General features: G+C 66.8%; 18 protein-coding genes and 2 pseudogenes. 4 read left to right on the forward strand and 16 right to left on the reverse strand.

The features are described 5' to 3' along the window. Window positions 1–11 precede the first annotated feature (11 nt). From lepA to FFI97_RS17890, 14 genes are all read right to left on the reverse strand, one after another. Entirely contained in the window at window positions 12–1,823 is a 1,812-nt protein-coding gene (gene lepA / locus FFI97_RS17825) for a translation elongation factor 4 (RefSeq protein WP_139702429.1), read from the reverse strand. A gap of 522 nt (window positions 1,824–2,345) precedes the next feature. Next, window positions 2,346–3,824, reverse strand: a complete 1,479-nt coding sequence (locus FFI97_RS17830) for a DegQ family serine endoprotease (RefSeq protein ID WP_062475536.1) — start codon at window positions 3,822–3,824, stop codon at window positions 2,346–2,348. A 108-nt stretch (window positions 3,825–3,932) separates the two neighbouring features. Then, the gene (locus FFI97_RS17835; RefSeq protein ID WP_260685040.1) at window positions 3,933–5,000 is read right to left on the reverse strand and encodes a MucB/RseB C-terminal domain-containing protein; all 1,068 of its coding nucleotides are present in this window, start codon (window positions 4,998–5,000) and stop codon (window positions 3,933–3,935) included. Between the two features lie 38 nt (window positions 5,001–5,038). Further along, the gene (locus FFI97_RS17840) at window positions 5,039–5,713 is read right to left on the reverse strand and encodes a sigma-E factor negative regulatory protein (protein ID WP_144004478.1); all 675 of its coding nucleotides are present in this window, start codon (window positions 5,711–5,713) and stop codon (window positions 5,039–5,041) included. Window positions 5,714–5,730: 17 nt separating this feature from the next. Next, a complete protein-coding gene (rpoE, locus tag FFI97_RS17845; RefSeq protein ID WP_235926394.1) occupies window positions 5,731–6,405 on the reverse strand; it encodes an RNA polymerase sigma factor RpoE in 675 nt (224 codons plus the stop codon). A 9-nt stretch (window positions 6,406–6,414) separates the two neighbouring features. Next, window positions 6,415–6,897, reverse strand: coding sequence for a hypothetical protein (locus tag FFI97_RS17850; protein ID WP_139702427.1), 483 nt, complete (start codon window positions 6,895–6,897; stop codon window positions 6,415–6,417). A 13-nt stretch (window positions 6,898–6,910) separates the two neighbouring features. Continuing rightward, complete coding sequence (gene fabF, locus FFI97_RS17855; protein WP_139702426.1) at window positions 6,911–8,155, reverse strand: beta-ketoacyl-ACP synthase II; 1,245 nt, start codon at window positions 8,153–8,155, stop codon at window positions 6,911–6,913. Between the two features lie 96 nt (window positions 8,156–8,251). Further along, on the reverse strand, window positions 8,252–8,491 hold the full coding sequence (gene acpP, locus FFI97_RS17860; RefSeq protein WP_007830471.1) for an acyl carrier protein: 240 nt from the start codon (window positions 8,489–8,491) through the stop codon (window positions 8,252–8,254). A 100-nt stretch (window positions 8,492–8,591) separates the two neighbouring features. Then, window positions 8,592–9,335 (reverse strand): 3-oxoacyl-ACP reductase FabG, encoded by a 744-nt coding sequence (gene fabG, locus FFI97_RS17865; protein WP_062475549.1) that lies wholly within the window; start codon window positions 9,333–9,335, stop codon window positions 8,592–8,594. A gap of 32 nt (window positions 9,336–9,367) precedes the next feature. Further along, on the reverse strand, window positions 9,368–10,321 hold the full coding sequence (gene fabD, locus FFI97_RS17870; protein ID WP_139702425.1) for an ACP S-malonyltransferase: 954 nt from the start codon (window positions 10,319–10,321) through the stop codon (window positions 9,368–9,370). A gap of 51 nt (window positions 10,322–10,372) precedes the next feature. Further along, window positions 10,373–11,350: a beta-ketoacyl-ACP synthase III gene (locus FFI97_RS17875; RefSeq protein ID WP_070062242.1), complete on the reverse strand. Its 978-nt coding sequence runs from the start codon at window positions 11,348–11,350 to the stop codon at window positions 10,373–10,375. Beyond that, on the reverse strand, window positions 11,350–12,447 hold the full coding sequence (gene plsX / locus FFI97_RS17880; protein ID WP_139702424.1) for a phosphate acyltransferase PlsX: 1,098 nt from the start codon (window positions 12,445–12,447) through the stop codon (window positions 11,350–11,352). Before plsX ends, FFI97_RS17875 begins: the two co-directional genes overlap by 1 nt. Window positions 12,448–12,508: 61 nt before the next feature. After that, entirely contained in the window at window positions 12,509–12,691 is a 183-nt protein-coding gene (rpmF, locus tag FFI97_RS17885; protein ID WP_057592299.1) for a 50S ribosomal protein L32, read from the reverse strand. Window positions 12,692–12,864: 173 nt separating this feature from the next. After that, a complete protein-coding gene (locus FFI97_RS17890) occupies window positions 12,865–13,422 on the reverse strand; it encodes a YceD family protein (RefSeq protein ID WP_139702423.1) in 558 nt (185 codons plus the stop codon). 86 nt (window positions 13,423–13,508) lie between these two features. Between FFI97_RS17890 and FFI97_RS17895 the strand changes: the two genes are divergently transcribed. The 4 genes and pseudogenes from FFI97_RS17895 to FFI97_RS33970 all read left to right on the forward strand — a co-directional run bounded on the left by FFI97_RS17895 (window position 13,509) and on the right by FFI97_RS33970 (window position 16,020). After that, the gene (locus tag FFI97_RS17895) at window positions 13,509–14,090 is read left to right on the forward strand and encodes a Maf family protein (protein WP_139702422.1); all 582 of its coding nucleotides are present in this window, start codon (window positions 13,509–13,511) and stop codon (window positions 14,088–14,090) included. Then, a pseudogene (locus FFI97_RS17900) lies at window positions 14,087–14,852 on the forward strand (SAM-dependent methyltransferase). Before FFI97_RS17895 ends, FFI97_RS17900 begins: the two are co-directional and overlap by 4 nt. A gap of 92 nt (window positions 14,853–14,944) precedes the next feature. Next, window positions 14,945–15,712: an MFS transporter gene (locus tag FFI97_RS17905; protein ID WP_260685145.1), complete on the forward strand. Its 768-nt coding sequence runs from the start codon at window positions 14,945–14,947 to the stop codon at window positions 15,710–15,712. Next, entirely contained in the window at window positions 15,709–16,020 is a 312-nt protein-coding gene (locus FFI97_RS33970) for a hypothetical protein (protein ID WP_260685041.1), read from the forward strand. Before FFI97_RS17905 ends, FFI97_RS33970 begins: the two co-directional genes overlap by 4 nt. A 12-nt stretch (window positions 16,021–16,032) precedes the next feature. On the opposite strand, the pseudogene FFI97_RS17910 reads toward FFI97_RS33970, so the two are convergent. Further along, window positions 16,033–17,071, reverse strand: a pseudogene (locus FFI97_RS17910) (S49 family peptidase). 1 nt (window position 17,072) lies between these two features. Next, window positions 17,073–17,441 (reverse strand): Rieske (2Fe-2S) protein, encoded by a 369-nt coding sequence (locus FFI97_RS17915; RefSeq protein ID WP_056572116.1) that lies wholly within the window; start codon window positions 17,439–17,441, stop codon window positions 17,073–17,075. Window positions 17,442–17,445 lie beyond the last annotated feature (4 nt).

Raw genomic sequence — 17,445 nt, forward strand, 5'->3', positions numbered from 1 at the left:
GTTCGTGGTGATCAGTCTTCGACTTGCAGAATCGCGAGGAAGGCCTCTTGCGGGACTTCGACGGAACCGATCTGCTTCATTCTTTTCTTGCCCGCCTTCTGCTTCTCGAGCAGCTTCTTCTTGCGGGAGATGTCGCCGCCGTAGCACTTGGCGAGCACGTTCTTGCGAAGTGCCTTGATTGTCTCACGCGCAATGATCGTGACCCCGATGGCCGCCTGGATCGCCACGTCGTACATCTGGCGCGAAATGATCTCGCGCATCTTCGACACCACCGCCCGGCCGCGGTACTGCGACTGGCTGCGGTGCACGATGATCGACAGCGCATCGACCTTGTCGCCATTGAGCAGGATGTCGACCTTCACCACGTCGGACGCACGGTACTCCTTGAACTCGTAGTCCATGGAGGCGTAGCCGCGGCTCACCGACTTCAGCTTGTCGAAGAAGTCGAGCACGATCTCGCCCAGCGGCATCTCGTAGGTCAGCATGACCTGGCGGCCGTGGTAGGCCATGTTCAGCTGCACGCCACGCTTCTGGTTGGCCAGCGTCATGACGGAGCCGACGTATTCCTGCGGCATGTACAGATGCACGGTGACGATCGGCTCGCGGATCTCCGCCATCTTGCCGACGTCGGGCATCTTGGACGGGTTCTCCACCATGATCACTTCGCCGTCGTTGCGCACCACCTGGTAGACCACGCTGGGCGCGGTCGTGATCAGGTCCTGGTCGAACTCGCGTTCCAGGCGCTCCTGCACGATCTCCATGTGCAGCAGGCCCAGGAAGCCGCAGCGGAAGCCGAAGCCCAGCGCCTGGCTCACTTCGGGTTCGTAGCGCAGCGACGAATCGTTGAGCTTGAGCTTCTCGAGCGCATCGCGCAGCGAGTCGTACTCGCTGGCTTCGGTCGGGTACAGGCCCGCGAACACCTGCGGCTGGATTTCCTTGAAGCCGGGCAGCGCCTCGGTGGCCGTGGCGGCGGCGCCACCGGTGCCGGGCCGGATCAGCGTGACCGTGTCGCCGACCTTGGCCGCCTGCAGTTCCTTGATGCCCGCGATGATGTAGCCCACCTCGCCGGCTTCGAGCGACGCGCGCGACTCGTTGGCGGGCGTGAAGACGCCGATGCTGTCGGCGTTGTACATCGCGCCCGAGGCCATCATCTTGATGCGCTCGCCCTTCACGAGGCGACCGTCGACCACGCGCACCAGCATCACGACGCCGACGTACGGGTCGAACCAGCTGTCGATGATCATCGCGCGCAGCGGGCCGTCGGGATTGCCGCGCGGTGCGGGCATGCGCGCGACGATGGTCTCGAGGATGTCGTCGATGCCGACGCCGGTTTTTGCGGAGCACGGAATCGCGTCGGTCGCGTCGATGCCGATCACGTCTTCGATTTCGGTGCGCGCGTTGTCGAGGTCTGCATTCGGCAGATCGATCTTGTTGAGCACCGGGATCACTTCGACGCCGAGGTCGAGCGCGGTGTAGCAGTTGGCCACCGTCTGCGCTTCGACGCCTTGCGATGCGTCGACAACGAGCAATGCGCCTTCACATGCCGACAGCGAGCGGCTCACTTCGTACGAGAAGTCGACGTGGCCCGGCGTGTCGATCAGATTGAGGTTGTAGACCTGTCCATCGCGTGCCTTGTAGTGCAGCGCGGCGGTCTGCGCCTTGATGGTTATCCCACGCTCTTTTTCGATGTCCATCGAGTCGAGCACCTGCGCTTCCATTTCGCGTTCCGCGAGGCCGCCGCAACGTTGGATCAAACGGTCTGCGAGCGTCGACTTGCCATGATCGATGTGCGCAATGATCGAAAAATTTCTGATGTGATTCATCAACGGGAACGCTTAAGTACTTGAATTGGCTCGGGCGCCGAGGGGCGGGGCCAAGAAAAAAGGGCGCGTCTTCTGGAGACGCGCCCTGAACCAACAAGCAATGGCAACTGCAGTAGTTGGAACTTCATTGTAGGCAAAAAGGGAAGCACGTACATCCGGGAACAGGGTCCAAAGGGCTCGTTGCAGGTCCACAACATCAAAGATACTCACAACTTATCAACAGGATCGGTGGAGCAGTAGCTGAACAACTTGTGGGCGATCTGTGGAGCACCGGTGGACGGCTGTGTGACATCTCGCATCGTGAAGGCCATCGCCCTCTTTATGCGCTGACTGGCCGCCAGGAGCTGTCTATTCTACCGAAATTCGTCCTTAGCCCTTTTATAAGTTAGTGATCGCAAACAAATCTTGGCGTTTTCGAGGCCCAGGATTTTTTTAGAGGCCGGCGCCGAAGCGTCGTAAACACCTCGAAAAAATGGCCCCAAACCCGACTGCCGGGTGGGGCCACTTGACGCCGCCGCCGTATCAGCGTGCGGGTCGGATCAGGGCGTACTGCGCCCAGTCGCCCCGGCGGTAGAGCACGCTGAGCGACTTGGCCTTGTCCGCCTTGGCGACCGCCGCCTCGAATTCGCGGGCATTCGCCACCTCGAGATTGCCCACCGCGAGGATGACGTCACCCTCACGTAGGCCGGCCCGTGCCGCGGCGTCGTTGGCGGCATCGACCTTCACGCCGCCCTTCAGCTTGAGCTCTTTCTTCTGCGCATCGCTGAGGTCGCTGACCGCGAGGCCGAGTGACTTGAGGGCCGCGGAAGCAGACGGCTTCGCAGCCGGCTCGTCGCGGTCGGTTGCGCGCTTGGCGGGCTTGTCGGGCTCGATCTCGGCGATGGTCACGCTGAGGTCGCGCGAGCTGCCGCGGCGGAACACGGTGAGCGTGCTCTTGGTGCCCGGCTTGGTGTTGCCCACGAGGCGCGGCAGGTCGCTCGGCTTTTCGATCGCCTTGCCGTCGAACTTGGTGATGACGTCGCCCGGCTCCACGCCGGCCTTCTCGCCTGGCGAACCGGCTTCGACGCCGCGCACCAGCGCGCCCTGTGCCTTGCCCAAACCGATGGCTTCGGCCACGTCCTTGGTGACCTGGTCGATCTGCACGCCGATGCGCCCGCGCGAGACGCGCCCCGAAGTGCGCAGCTGCTCGCTGACGCGGATGGCCTCATCGATCGGGATCGAGAACGAGATGCCCATGAAGCCGCCCGAGCGCGAATAGATCTGGCTGTTGATGCCCACCACTTCGCCGCGCATGTTGATCAGCGGGCCGCCCGAGTTGCCGGGGTTGATGGCCACGTCGGTCTGGATGAACGGCAGGTACTCGCCCGTGTCGCGCTGCTTGGCGCTCACGATGCCGGCCGTGACGGTGTTCTCCAGGCCGAAGGGCGAGCCGATCGCCATCACCCACTCGCCGACACGCAGCTTGGAGATGTCACCCACCTTCACCGCGGGCAGGCCCGTGGCTTCGATCTTCACCACGGCCACGTCGGTGCGCTTGTCGGCACCGATGATCTTGGCCTTGAACTCGCGCTTGTCGGGCAGCGTGACCAGCACCTCGGAGGCGTCTTCCACCACGTGCGCGTTGGTCATGACGTAGCCGTCGCCCGTCAGGATGAAGCCCGAGCCCACGCCGCGCGGACGCTCTTCTTCCTGCTGCGGACGGTTCGGACGCGGCCCCTGGCGCGGCGTGCCCGGCAGCGGCTGGCCGAAGAAGCGGCGGAAGAACTCCTGCATCTCCTCGTCCATCTCGCCATTGCCACCGCCGCGCTGCGCGACCTTCTCGACGGTGCGAATGTTGACCACGGACGGACCGACCTGGTCGACCAGGTCGGTGAAGTCGGGCAGCGTGCGCGTCTGCGCATGCACCGACTCGACCGGCAGGAAAGTGGCGCCGGCCGTCAGCGCCAGCGCGAAGGCCAGCAGACCGGAACGAAGCTTGTGTCCCTCGACTTTGAACATCATCGGTTGTCTTTCCAAAAGAACAGAGCTGCAAATAACGACAGAGGCTATGAGTACCCGGCGCCGGCTTGGTTCAGCCCGAACGCCTGCACGGCGTCAGCCCATCGCCCGTCAGCGCGTGCGCGCGAGGCTCTGGGCAAAGGCATTGAGCGTCTGCTGCGGCACCTCGCCGACCGCGGTCAGCCACCAGTCGCTGGCCGGTGCGGGCAATCGCCGACGGATCGCGTTGGTGGCGCCGATGGTCAGCACGCCGTCGCCCGGCGTGCGCGTGGGATCGTAGCGTTCGATGAAGAGCGAGACCGTCGCCAGGCCATCGGAGAAGGTCCACTGGACGGTGGTCGCCTCGGGCTTGGGCGGTTTGCCGTCGCCGGCAGGCAGCGCGGGGCGCCGGAAGAAGCTTCGGGGCTTGAATCCGGCCACGGGTGTGCGCAGCATCCAGCCTTCGTCCTGCGCCGTGCTGCGCTCGAGTTCGAGCTTCTCGATGCGGTAGCCGCTGGTGTTGGCCATCATCTGCGCCAGCGCCTGCGCCTTCACGGGCGCATCGAGCTGCAACTCGGAGAACGCCGACTGCTCGACCACGCGGGTGTCGCTGTCGACGGTCTGGAGCTTCACCACGAGGCCAGAGCGGCGCTCGCTCCAGATGCGGTAGCCGAAGCGCAGGCCGTCGCGCGGCACCAGCTGCACCACGTCGGCGTCGAAGCCCGCGACGCGGTCCTTGCCGATGGCGCGCACGTCGTAGTAGTCGCCCACCGACGAATCGGGCTTGTCGGGCAGGTTGGGGAAGAGATCGAGGTTCTCGCGCTTCTCGACCTTCACGACCTTCGCCTCGGGCAGGAAGGTCATCACGTTGCGGTTGCGCCGGAAGGTCGAGCGCGGCGGGCCCGACAACGCTTCGATGCGTTCCAGCTGGTGATCGCCGTCGCGCACATGCCAGATGCGCGCGCTCGACAGGTCGCCACCTGGCGCCGACACCACGAAGGTGCCCACGTAGCTGCGCTGCCGTGCGCCAGCATGCATGCGCTGCAGCCACTCGGTCACGCCCATGGCCGGCGGTTCGTCGGCCTGCGCCGAGGGCACGCTCTTCGTATTCGCCGCACCGTAGCGGGTCTGCGCGGTGGCCATCTGCCCCAGGCAAAGAACAGCAAACGCGAGCACCAGGGTGCGTGCGGAAATCGGCATGTGAACAACGGTCATTGCAGGCGGCGACGGTCGCGCAATCAGCGCGTGGGGCCCTCGAAGGTGGCGTTGCGCAGGAAACCGGACGGCATTTGCGACGCACCACCGGCCTGCTGGTGAGCCTCGAGCAGCTGGTCAAGGCGCGGATCGCGCAGCATGACCTGCGGATTGCCATTGCCGACCAGCACGCGGGTCGGCGTCAGAGCGCTGCTGCCGGGCGCCGCGCTGCCACCGGCTGCGGCCGCCAGCACCGAGTTCGCCACGGGCGGCTGCACCGCGGCCAACTGGGCACCGCCGTTCGGCACCGCAGCGCCGTTGCCGACCAGCGTCCAGCTGATGGCCGCCACGGCCATCAGCGACGCGGCGCCGGCCACCAGCTTCCAGCGGAACACCGGCTCGTTGGCCGCCTCGGCGCGTTGCCGCACGGGCATCGCAGCCGGCACGGCGGCCAGCGGCGCCACGGCCGCGGGCGGCGCGATCACGACCGGCTCCTGCGCCAGCCGCTGCTGGAAGCGCGCCAGAAAGGCCGACGTGTCGCTGCAGCGCGAATGCGCCGACGAGCGCAGCACGTCGCCCACCACGTGGTACGCGTGCCAGGCGTCGCGCGAGTCGTCCTCGGCGCAGACGGATTCGATCGCACGCGCGAACGCCTCGCCCTGCAAATGGCCGTCCGCCAGCGCGGACACCTGTTCCCGAACCGTCATCGTCTGATTCATGTCATTCACCTGCTGATCTACCAACGCTTGCCGGACTGGTTGTCCAGCAGCGGCTTGACCCTGGCCGAAATGGCCTCGCGCGCCCGGAAAATACGCGAGCGCACCGTGCCGATCGGGCAATCCATGACCTCGGCAATCTCTTCGTAACTCATCCCCTCGATCTCGCGCAGCGTGACCGCCTGGCGCAACTCGGTCGGGAGCGCTTCCATGGCAGCCTCGACGGCACTGGCGATTTCATTCGCCGCCATGACCGATTCGGGGGTTTCATCGCTGGTTGGTTCGTTTCCAGGACGGTAAGTTTCATCTTCGTCGTCCGAGGACGAACGCAGTGCGCTTTCGGAGACGGTCGGATCGCGCTTCATGTCCACCAGCGCCTTCTTGGCGGTGTTCACGGCGATCCGGTACAGCCAGGTGTAGAACTGGGCCTCGCCGCGAAACTGGTGCAGCGCGCGGTAGGCTCGAATGAAGGTTTCCTGGGCGATGTCCTCGATCAGGTCGACATCGCGCACCATGCGCCCGATCAGTCGTTCGATGCGGCGCTGGTACTTGATGACCAGCAGCTCGAACGCCTTCTGGTCGCCCGCGACGGTGCGCTGGACCAGCTGGAAGTCGACCTCACCCGGGCGCGGCGCCTGCGCCGCCTCATCGGGCAGCGCGGACTCCGGAGGCACGGGAGGCAAGGAAGTGGTCATCGAAACGGATCAGGGCGCGTCGGCCGGAGCGGTCGCGCGCCAGGGGTCGCCGGCCACCTCGGCGACCGGGGGCCGCGCGTAGACCGCACGGCGCACGTCGCGCCAGCGTTCCGGCATGGCCCGCTGCTCGAGCCAGACCCAGCGCGCCGCGCGGCCGGGTTCGGCCAGGCGGATCAGCAGCAGCGACTGGAAATCGAGCGCCACCACGGCGCGCGCGGCGAGCACGCCGCGCGTCGGATCGGCACCGGTCAGCGACCAATGCGATCCATCGAAATGCAGCGTCGCCGCACCGTCCCGCCGCAGGCCAAAGCCTGCCGCGACACCAGAGAAGACGACGCTGAGGAGCAGCAGCAGCTGACGCCAGCCATTGCTATCGAACAGATAGCAGGCCGCGCCCGCGCAGCAAACGCCCAGAGTCCAAAGGGCCAGAAGAATCCGGGTCGCGCCGCGGGTGCGCCCCACCGGATAGGTCACCGACGGTGCGCTGTGCATGGGAGAGCGACGCTCAAGCGCGCTTGAACACCAGCGTACCGTTGGTACCGCCGAAGCCGAAGTTGTTCTTGACCGCGACATCGATCTTCAGATCGCGCGCCTCGTTGGCGCAGTAGTCGAGATCGCACTCCGGATCCTGGTTGAAGATGTTGATCGTCGGCGGGCTCTTCTGGTGATGCAGCGCGAGCACCGTGAACACCGATTCGATGCCGCCCGCGCCGCCCAGCAGGTGGCCGGTCATGGACTTGGTCGAATTGACGACGAGCTTCTTCGCGTGATCGCCGAACGCCAGCTTGACCGCGTTGGTCTCGTTGAGGTCACCGATCAGCGTCGAGGTGCCGTGCGCGTTCAGGTACTGGACCTCGTCGGCGTTGACGCCCGCGTTGGCCAGCGCCATCGCCATCGAACGGCGCGGGCCGTCGACGTCGGGGGCGGTCATGTGGTACGCGTCGCCGGTCATGCCGAAGCCGGAGACTTCCGCGTAGATCTTGGCGCCGCGCGCCTTGGCGTGTTCGTACTCCTCGAGCACCAGCACGCCGGCGCCCTCGCCCAGCACGAAGCCGTCGCGGTCCTTGTCCCACGGACGCGAGGCCGTGGCGGGATCGTCGTTGCGGGTGCTCAGCGCGCGAGGCGCGGTGAAGCCACCGATGCCGAGCGGAGAGATGGTCGATTCGGCACCGCCTGCAATCATGACGTCGGCGTCGCCGTACTCGATCATGCGTGCCGACGTGCCGATGGCATGCAGGCCGGTGGTGCAGGCGGTCACGACGGCGATGTTCGGGCCCTTGAAGCCGTACTTGATTGAGACGTGGCCCGAGATCATGTTGATGATCGACGCCGGCACGAAGAACGGCGAGATGCGGCGCGGGCCGCGGCTTGCGTATTCGCCATGCGTCTGTTCGATCATCGGCAGACCGCCGATGCCCGAACCGATGTTGCAGCCGATGCGCACGGCCTTTTCATAGGACAGCGCTTCGCCGGTCGGCAGTCCGCTGTCCTGCACCGCCTGGATGGCGGCGGCTAGTCCCAGATGAATGAAGCGGTCCATGTGACGCGCTTCTTTCTCCGAGATGTATTGGGTGATGTCGAAACCCTTGACCTCACCGGCGAACTTGCAGGCGAAGGCGCTTGCATCGAACGCGGTGATGTTCGCAATGCCCGACTTCCCGGCCAACAGGTTGGCCCAGGATTCGGTTGCGGTGTTTCCGACAGGAGCGATGCAACCGAGTCCGGTCACGACGACGCGGCGTTTGGTCATGCCGGCAAACCTTTCTGGAAGCGCTGGACAGCTGCCGATCGGCGCGGGCGGTTGAAAAAAGAGCCGCCGGCCGTCGTTGCAGTGTCAGCTGGCCGATCAGGCCTTTTGATTCTTGGTGGCGTAGTCGACGGCGTTCTGCACCGTCGTGATCTTCTCTGCGTCTTCGTCCGGGATCTCGATGCCGAACTCGTCTTCGAGTGCCATCACGAGTTCGACCGTGTCGAGCGAGTCAGCGCCGAGGTCGGCCACGAAAGCCTTTTCGTTCGTCACTTGGGACTCTTCCACGCCGAGTTGCTCGGCGATGATTTTCTTGACACGTGCTTCGATATCGCTCATTTGATTCCCTCTAAGGGTTGTAGGTAACTGGTGGATTTTAGCCGGGCGGCCCGTGGCATTTGCCCCGCGCTCCGGTACGGAAAAAGATTGCGCCTTTCGGCTACATGTGCATGCCGCCGTTGACGTGCAGCTCCTGCCCCGTCACGTACGAGGCCTGCGGCGATGCGAGGTAGGCCACCGCATGCGCGATGTCGGCCGGCTTGCCCAGGTGGCCCAGCGGGATCTGCGAGAGCAGCGCCTGTTGCTGGGCTTCCGGCAGGCTGGCCGTCATGTCGGTTTCGATGAAGCCCGGCGCGACACAGTTGACCGTGATGTTGCGGCTGCCGAGTTCGCGGGCCAGCGCACGGGTCATGCCCGACACGCCGGCCTTGGCGGCCGCGTAGTTGGCCTGGCCGGCATTGCCGGACGCGCCCACCACGCTCGTGATGCTGATGATGCGGCCATAGCGCTGCTTCATCATCGGGCGGATCACCGCGCGCGAGAGACGGAAGACGGCCTTGAGGTTGGTGTCGAGCACCGCATCCCAGTCGTCGTCCTTCATGCGCATGGCGAGCGTGTCGCGCGTGATGCCGGCGTTGTTGACCAGCACATGGATCGCGCCGTAAGCCTGCACGATCTCGTCGATGAGGGCTTCGACGGCAGCACCGTCGTTCACGTCGAGCGCACGGCCGCGGCCGTCGAACGCGCTCAGCGCCTGTGTGATCTTGGCAGCGCCGTCGTCGGTGGTGCCGGTGCCCACGACCTTGAGGCCGCGCTGCGCCAGTTCGAGCGCAATGGCGGCACCAATGCCGCGCGTTGCGCCGGTGACCAGGGCAACCTGGCCTTCGAATTTGGGAGTGCTCATAAAAGAGAAAAAGTATCGGGGCCTGGCGGCGTTCAGCCGGCGAGCGATTGTCGGACGTCCGCGAGAGTGGCCGGGTCGTACACCGACGCGGCTTCCAGATCGGGGGCGATGCGCTTCACCATGCCGGCCAGCACCTTGCCGGGACCGCACTCGATGATGGCGGTTGCACCGCGCAGTTTCAAGGCCTGAACACTTTCGACCCAGCGCACCGGACCGGCGGCCTGGCGCACCAGGGCGTCGCGGATGCGGTCGGCATCGGTCTCGACGGCCACGTCGATGTTGTTGAGCACCGGAATCTGCGGTGCAGCCAGTGCCACGCTCGCGAGCTTCTCGCGCAGGGCTTCGGCCGCGGGCTTCATCAGGCTCGAATGGAAAGGCGCCGACACCGGCAGCGGCAGCGCCCGCTTGGCGCCGTTGGCCTTCAGCAGCTCGCAGGCCTTGTCGACCGCGGCCTTGCTGCCGGCGATCACGGTCTGCATCGGATCGTTGAAGTTCACGGCCTCGACCACCTCGGCGCTGCCGGGGCCGAACGTGGCGGTGGCTTCGGCGCAGCCGGCGAGCACTTTGTCGGACGCCATGCCGAGGATCGCCGCCATCGCGCCGACGCCGACCGGCACGGCCTGCTGCATGGCCTGCGCGCGGAAACGCACCAGCGGTGCGGCCTGCGAGAGCGTAAGCACGCCCGAGGCCACCAGCGCCGAATACTCGCCCAGCGAATGACCGGCGACGACGGACGGCGTGGCGCCGCCTTCAGCCAGCCAGGCACGCCAGGCGGCCACGCCAGCCACCAGCATCACGGGCTGCGTGTTGGTGGTGAGCGCCAGTTCTTCCTTGGGGCCGTTCTTGATCAACGCGCCGATGTCTTCGCCCAACGCTTCGGAGGCTTCACGCAGGGTCTCGACCACGGCCGGGTGATCGCCCCAGGCGTCGAGCATGCCGACCGCCTGCGAGCCCTGACCTGGAAAGACAAAAGCAAAGGATTTCATTGTTGTTTCTTCGTCACCGCGCCGACGCCCGCTTCGGGGCGTCGCGACGCACTACAGATTCAATAGCACCGCGCCCCAGGTGAAGCCACCGCCCACGCCTTCCAGCATGAGGGTCTCCCCCTTCTTCACCTTGCCCGAGCGCACGGCTTCGTCGAGCGCCAGCGGGATCGAGGCGGCCGAGGTGTTGCCGTGCTCGTGCACCGTGACGACCAGCTTTTCGCGCGGCAGCTTCAGCTTCTTGGCTGTGCCTTCCATGATGCGGATGTTGGCCTGGTGCGGGATCAGCCAGTCGATGTCGGCCTCGGTCTTGCCGGCCTTGGCGAGCGTGGCGCGCGCGGCGTCTTCGAGCACGCGGACCGCCAGCTTGAAGACAGCCTGGCCGTCCATGTGCAGCAGCGGCGTGCCGAGCACGTTGCCGCCCGACACGTGGCCGGGCACGCACAGGATGCCGACGTGCTTGCCGTCGGCATGCAGGTCGCTGGCCAGGATGCCAGGCTCGTCGGAGGCCTCGAGCACCACCGCGCCCGCGCCGTCGCCGAACAGCACGCAGGTGGTGCGGTCGTTGAAGTCGAGGATGCGGGAGAACACTTCGGCGCCGATCACCAGCGCGCAGCGCGCGGTGCCCGTGCGGATCATCGCGTCGGCCACCGTGAGCGCGTAGACAAAACCGCTGCAGACCGCCTGGACGTCGAAGGCCGGGCAGCCGGCAATGCCGAGCTTGTGCTGAAGGATCGCGGCCGACGACGGGAACACCATGTCCGGCGTCGAGGTCGCGACGATGATCAGGTCAACGTCGCTCGCCTTGCGGCCGGCGGCTTCCAGCGCGTGCTTCGCGGCTTCGAGGCCGAGATCGCTGCTGCTGACATCGGGCGCCGCGAAGTGGCGCGCGTGGATGCCGGTGCGCTCGACGATCCACTGATCGGAAGTTTCGATGCCGCGTGTCGCCAGATCCTTGGCAAGGTCGTCATTGGTGACGCGGCGGGGGGGCAGGTAGCTGCCGGTGCCGGTAATGCGCGAAAAAGGGGTCATCAAGCGTGAAGGGCTGTCGCGTCGGCCGGCGCCGCCGACTCCTGCCGCGCGAGCAAAGGCGCGGCGTGGGCGATGCGGGCCCGCACGCGATCGAGCAGGTTGTTGCGAGCGGCATCATAAGCGCGATCCAACGCATGGCCGAAAGCCACTTCGTCGGCCGAGCCATGGCTCTTGAACACCAGCCCGCGCAGGCCCAACAGGGCCGCGCCGTTGTAGCGACGGTGATCCAGACGACCTTTGAACGCTTTTAGAACCGGGTAAGCAACAATAGCCGCCAGTTTCGTGAGAATGTTTCGCGAGAACTCGACGCGAATGAACTCGCCGATCATCGACGCGACGCCTTCGCTGGCCTTCAACGCCACATTGCCGACAAATCCATCGCACACGACGATGTCGGTCGTGCCCTTGAAAATGTCGTTCCCTTCGACGTTGCCGTAGAAGTTCAGATCCTTGGAGTTGGCAGCAGCACGCAGCAGTTGGCTGGCCTTCTTGATGGTTTCGCTGCCCTTGATGGCCTCTTCGCCAATATTGAGCAGACCTACCGAAGGCGATTCGTTACCGGTCAATGCCGAAACGAGCGCCGAACCCAGCACGGCAAACTGGAGCAGGTCTTCAGCGTCGCAATCGACGTTCGCACCAAGATCGAGCACGGTGGTCGCCCCGCCCTTCACGTTCGGCAGCTGGGGCGCGATGGCGGGCCGGTCGATGCCGTCGAGCGTCTTGAGCAGATAGCGCGCGATCGCCATCAATGCACCCGTGTTGCCAGCAGATATGGCCGCTTGCGCCGCGCCATCCTTGACCTGCTGGATCGCGACACGCATTGAAGAGTCTTTCTTCTTGCGCAGGGCGATTTCGATAGGGTCGTCCATGCCGACCACTTCGCTGGCCGGCACGATGCGGGCGCGCGGATGGTCGGCAAACCCTGCCAATGCGGCCGGTGCACCGACGAGCAGCAACGAGGCTTCGCTGTGTCGCTCGAGAAACGCGCGGCAGGCCGCGAGCGTGACACGCGGCCCATGATCACCCCCCATGCAATCCACGGCGAGCGTGATTGCGGCGGGCGCAGCAGTGAGTTCGGGAGAAAAAGGCGCAGCCATCAAAACAAAGGCCCGACGCTACAGCAAAAGTAGCTTCGGGCCTTGGCCTTGGGATTCGAGATCAGGCTTCGGACTTGTTCTTGAGCACCTGACGGCCGCGGTAGAAACCGTTCGGGCTGATGTGGTGGCGCAGGTGCGTTTCGCCGGTGGTGGGCTCGACAGCGATGCCGGGCACGCCCAGGGCGTTGTGGGAACGGTGCATGCCGCGCTTGGAAGGCGACTTCTTGTTTTGCTGGACGGCCATGATGGCTCCTGGACGGTTAGGTGGGTGACTGGATGCGGGCTCAAGCGGTGGCAATGAGGCGAAAGCTCCGGCGGCATGCATGGAATGCCACGTTCTGCCTTTGCCTTGTATGCATTGCTGCTCACGGCGGCGCGCGCGAAGCCCATGATTATAGCCCAGCCGGAGAGAAAGGGCTACTTGCCCTCTTCGGGCTTGCGCGGACGCAACGCGCCGAGCACGGCAAAGGGGTTCGGCTTGGCCTCCTCGGCCGCCTGGAAATCGTCGTCGCTGGACGACAGGCGCACCGGCGTCGGGCACACGTCGTGGACCGGCATGACGGGGATTTCCATCAGCAGCTCGTCCTCGATGAGCCCGCGCAGGTCGAAATCGCGGCTGACGACCAGCAGGTCTTCATCGGACTCCTCGTCTTCCGCCTCGGCCGTGGCCTCGTCAGCCACGAAGCGGAACCAGCGGTCCACGAACAACTCGGTGTTGACCGGCGACAGGCAGCGCTGGCAGACCAGGGGCACGGTGGCTTCGACATCCAGGTGCAGCCAGGGCGTCGCCTTACCGTCGGCGCCGGGGCGCTCTTCGCCGGTCGCTTCCCAGCGGACCACGGCGTCGGTGGCCGGCGTCGCCAGTTCGGCGACCAGGCGTGCGAAACCCGGGACCGGATCGGCACCATCCAGCGTGGCAGCCGCCGCGGTGAACGCGGGCACATTGAGCCTTTCGGGGGCAAATTCTCTCTTCATCCGCCCCAGTCTAGCGCGCCGGCCGGCCTCCCAGGCGAGCAACCCGCCGAGCCGGTCGGGTCCGGTCGCTCACGCACAATCGCTCCATGCAACGCACCGTGATCCTCGCCTCGACCTCGCGCTACCGGCGCGAACTGCTCACCCGCCTCCATCTGCCATTCGAGGTGCACGCCCCCGAAGTCGACGAAACCCCGCTCGACGGCGAAACGCCCCGCGCGCTGGCCGAGCGGCTGGCACTGGAAAAGGCCAACGCCGTGGCCGCGCGCTTTCCCGACGCAGTGGTGATCGGCTCCGACCAGGTTGCCGACCTGGCGGGCGCATCACTCGGCAAGCCCGGCGACCACGCACGGGCCACCGCCCAGCTGCGCCGCATGCGCGGCCAGACGCTGATCTTCCAGACCGCCGTGGCCGTCGTCTGCCATGCGACGGGCTTCGTCCAGCGCGACATCGCCCCCGTGCGCGTGGTGTTCCGCGACCTCTCGGACGCCGCCATCGAGCGCTATCTATTAGCGGAACAGCCCTACGACTGCGCCGGCAGCGCCAAGAGCGAGGGCTTCGGCATCGCGCTGCTCGACGCCATCGACAGCGACGACCCCACCGCGCTGGTCGGCCTGCCCCTGATCCGCACCTGCCGGATGCTGCGCGCCGCGGGGGTCGACCTGCTGTGACCACCCCAGGCAAGCTCTACCTCGTCCCCGCGCCGCTCGATTTCGGCTGCGACCTCCAGGCCCCGCTGCAGGACGCCCTGCCGCTGGGCACGCTGCAGGCCGCCGCCGGCATCACGCACTGGATCTGCGAGAACGCCAAGTCGGCCCGCGCCTACCTGAAGCGCATCGACACCGTCGTGCCGCTGGCCGCGCCGCTGCAGGCGCAGAACATCCAGGAACTGCCGCGCGAGGTGCACAAGAAAGGCGACCACGCCGGCCAGTTCGACGCCCGCCCGCTGCTGGCCGCCGCACTCGAAGGCCACGACGTCGGCCTGCTGAGCGAAGCCGGCATGCCCGCCGTGGCCGACCCCGGCTCGTCGGTGGCGCGCGCCGCGCACGACCTGGGCATCACCGTCGTGCCGCTCACCGGGCCGGTGTCTTTGCTGCTGGCCCTCGCAGCAAGCGGCCTGAACGGACAGAACTTCGCCTTCGTCGGCTACCTGCCGCAGGACGGCGGCGAGCGCCAGGCGCGCATCCGCGAACTCGAGGCGCTCGCACTCAAGACCGGCCAGACGCAGCTCTTCATCGAAACGCCGTACCGCAACGCCGCCCTGCTGCAGGCGCTGGTGCAGACGCTGCAGCACAACACCCGGCTCGCCGTCGCGCGCGGCCTGACGCTCGCCACCGCGCAGGTGCGCAGCGAGACGGTGAAAGCCTGGCGCGCCGCCGCCGCAGGCCACGACCGACGAGCGCCTGCCCGCCGTGTTCGCGATCGGGCGCTGAGGGTGGGGCCGGGCGTCACGGCCGGTACGCGCTGGGCGTCGCGCGCCCAGTTCTTCGCATCCGGTTTCATCTTCGCGACCTGGGGCGTGCACGTGCCGACGGTCAAGGCGCACTACGCCATCGACGAGGCGCAACTCGGGCTCGCCATGCTCGCGGCCGGGGCCGGCGCGATGGTCGGCCTGACCAGCGCCGGGCGCTGGATCGGCCGCCACGGCCCGCGCCGCATGGCCGCGCTGTGCGGCTGCGTCTACGCCCTGCTGATCGCCGGCCTGATCGCGATGCCCGGCTATGCCGCGCTGCTGGGCCTACTGGCGGTGTTCGGCCTGGTCACCAGCGTGTTCGACGTGGCGATCAACACCGAAGCCGCGCAGCTCGAACTGCGCGGCGGCCAACCATTGATGAGCGGCATGCACGGCATGTTCAGCCTCGGCGGCATGGTCGGCGCCGCGAGCGGCAGCGCGGCGCTGGCCGCCGGCATGGCGCCCCAGACGCACTTGTGGACGGTGGCCGTGGTAATGATCGGGGTCGTCGCAATCGCGTCGACGCGCATGCTGCCCACGCCGACCGCCCCCGCTGACGGTGCGACCGCAGCGGACCACGGCTTCCGCCTGCCGCGCGGCGTGCTCGCAGTGCTCGGCGTGCTGGCCGCGCTGGGGTTGATCGCCGAGGGCGCCATCTACGACTGGAGCGTGCTCTACATGCAGCAGGAACTGGGCAGCCCGCAGCAGCAGGCCGCCCTGGCCTATGCGAGCTTTTCCGCCGCGATGGCGGCTGCGCGTTTCGGTGGCGATGCGATGCGCGCCCGCTTCTCACCCACCGCATTGCTGCGTGGCAGCGGCCTGCTGCGGCAGCGGCCATGACGCTGGTATTGCTAACCGACCTGCCCTGGCTCGCGCTGCTCGGCTTCGCGGGGGTCGGCGTCGGTTTTGCGAACGTGGTACCGATCCTGTTCGGGGCTTCGGCCCGCGTGCCGGGCGTGGCGCCTGCCAACGGCATTGCCGCCGTGTCGGCCATCGCTTACTTGGGGTTCATGGCAGGGCCCGCGGTGATCGGCCTGCTGGCGCGGGTCAGCTCGCTGACCGCGGCGCTCTATGTGGTGGTCGCCTTTGCCGCCGCGCTGGCGGCCTCGGCCCGGTTCACCGGCAGCGGCGACAGCAGCGCCACCTGACAAAAGCCGCGCTCAGCGCAGCGCCGGCGAAGTCCTCAGCGCACTCACCGAGGCCGCGCCCATGGCGGCGCCGAACTTCTTGGCCAGCTTCGGCCACGTTGTCGCGGCGCGTGTAGTCGATGACTTCCTCGGCCTTGATCACCTCGCGTGCCACGAAGTCGACATTGCCCAGCTGGTCGGCCAGGCCGAACTCGACGGCCTGCTCGCCGCTCCAGAACAGGCCGCTGAACAGGCCCGGGGTGTCGAGCTTGAGGCGGTCGCCGCGGCCGGCCTTCACCACGTTGATGAATTGCGTGTGGATCTGGTTGAGCATCGCCTGGGCATGCGCGCGCTGCGCGTCGTTCATCGGGCTGAACGGATCGAGGAAGCCCTTGTTTTCACCGGCCGTCAGCAGGCGGCGCTCGACGCCGACCTTCTCCATCACGCCGGTGAAGCCGAAGCCGTCCATCAGCACGCCGATGCTGCCGACGATGCTGGCCTTGTCGACGAAGATCTTGTCGGCCGCGGCGGCGATGTAGTACGCCGCCGAGGCGCAGGTTTCTTCGACCACCGCGTAGACCGGCTTCTTGTGCTTGGCCTTCAGGCGCTTGATCTCGTCGTTGATGATGCCGGCCTGCACCGGGCTGCCGCCGGGCGAGTTGATCAGCAACACCACGCCCTTGGCGCCCTCGTCCTCGAAGGCCGTCTTCATGGCGGCGATCACGAACTCGGCGCTGGCGTCGCCGCCGTTGGCGATCTCGCCCTTGATCTCGACGACGGCCGTGTGGGCCGTGGTCTTGGCGGTGCTGGGCGTGCTGCGCGAGAACGCGAACCAGGCCAGGAACACGAAGAAGGCCAGCCAGCCCAGGCGCACGAAGGTCTTCCAGCGGCGCGTGGCCTTCTGCTCATTCAGGGAGGCGAACGCGAGTTTCTCGAGCGTGGCGCGCTCCCACCCGGGGCGCTGCGTGGGGTCTTGGGCCATGGTGCGGGGGCTGTCTTGGGATGTCGTGAGGGGGACGGCCGGCTCCAGCGGTTCGAAACCCTGGGGTTCCCTGCGGTTCGGATCGGTCATGTCAGAAGGAAAGAGGTTGGAGGTTCCAGTCAGTATGCCAGTGCACCACGCCGTCTTCTTCGCTCAGCGCGATCTTCACGAGCCCGCCGCGGCACGGCCCGCCCGCGCATTCGCCGGTGTCGGGCTTGTAGACGGCGCCGTGGGTGGCGCACAGCAGCCACTGGCCGCTGTCGTCGAAGAAGCGGTCGGGCTGGAAGTCCATCTCCATCGCCACATGGCTGCAGCGGTTGAGGTACGCATGCGGCAGGCCCTCGAAACGCACTGCGAAGGCGCGACAGGTTTCGCCGCCGTGGACCACGTCGAAGGGCACGGCGTTGCCGCCTTCGACCAGGTCCGAGGCGTTGCACAGCGGAATGCGCTGGTTGCTCATGCCG

The sequence above is a fragment of the Variovorax sp. KBS0712 genome (assembly GCF_006323185.2).
In the GTDB taxonomy this organism is placed as follows: Bacteria; Pseudomonadota; Gammaproteobacteria; order Burkholderiales; family Burkholderiaceae_C; genus Variovorax; species Variovorax boronicumulans.

Bases quoted from the DNA above. Each gene is read 5' to 3' on its own strand.
- lepA (WP_139702429.1), bottom strand. From the start codon at position 1,823: ATGAATCACATCAGAAATTTTTCGATCATTGCGCACATCGATCATGGC.
- FFI97_RS17830 (WP_062475536.1), bottom strand. From the start codon at position 3,824: ATGATGTTCAAAGTCGAGGGACACAAGCTTCGTTCCGGTCTGCTGGCC.
- FFI97_RS17835 (WP_260685040.1), bottom strand. From the start codon at position 5,000: ATGCCGATTTCCGCACGCACCCTGGTGCTCGCGTTTGCTGTTCTTTGC.
- FFI97_RS17840 (WP_144004478.1), bottom strand. From the start codon at position 5,713: ATGAATCAGACGATGACGGTTCGGGAACAGGTGTCCGCGCTGGCGGAC.
- rpoE (WP_235926394.1), bottom strand. From the start codon at position 6,405: ATGACCACTTCCTTGCCTCCCGTGCCTCCGGAGTCCGCGCTGCCCGAT.
- FFI97_RS17850 (WP_139702427.1), bottom strand. From the start codon at position 6,897: ATGCACAGCGCACCGTCGGTGACCTATCCGGTGGGGCGCACCCGCGGC.
- fabF (WP_139702426.1), bottom strand. From the start codon at position 8,155: ATGACCAAACGCCGCGTCGTCGTGACCGGACTCGGTTGCATCGCTCCT.
- acpP (WP_007830471.1), bottom strand. From the start codon at position 8,491: ATGAGCGATATCGAAGCACGTGTCAAGAAAATCATCGCCGAGCAACTC.
- fabG (WP_062475549.1), bottom strand. From the start codon at position 9,335: ATGAGCACTCCCAAATTCGAAGGCCAGGTTGCCCTGGTCACCGGCGCA.
- fabD (WP_139702425.1), bottom strand. From the start codon at position 10,321: ATGAAATCCTTTGCTTTTGTCTTTCCAGGTCAGGGCTCGCAGGCGGTC.
- FFI97_RS17875 (WP_070062242.1), bottom strand. From the start codon at position 11,350: ATGACCCCTTTTTCGCGCATTACCGGCACCGGCAGCTACCTGCCCCCC.
- plsX (WP_139702424.1), bottom strand. From the start codon at position 12,447: ATGGCTGCGCCTTTTTCTCCCGAACTCACTGCTGCGCCCGCCGCAATC.
- rpmF (WP_057592299.1), bottom strand. From the start codon at position 12,691: ATGGCCGTCCAGCAAAACAAGAAGTCGCCTTCCAAGCGCGGCATGCAC.
- FFI97_RS17890 (WP_139702423.1), bottom strand. From the start codon at position 13,422: ATGAAGAGAGAATTTGCCCCCGAAAGGCTCAATGTGCCCGCGTTCACC.
- FFI97_RS17895 (WP_139702422.1), top strand. From the start codon at position 13,509: ATGCAACGCACCGTGATCCTCGCCTCGACCTCGCGCTACCGGCGCGAA.
- FFI97_RS33970 (WP_260685041.1), top strand. From the start codon at position 15,709: ATGACGCTGGTATTGCTAACCGACCTGCCCTGGCTCGCGCTGCTCGGC.
- FFI97_RS17915 (WP_056572116.1), bottom strand. From the start codon at position 17,441: ATGAGCAACCAGCGCATTCCGCTGTGCAACGCCTCGGACCTGGTCGAA.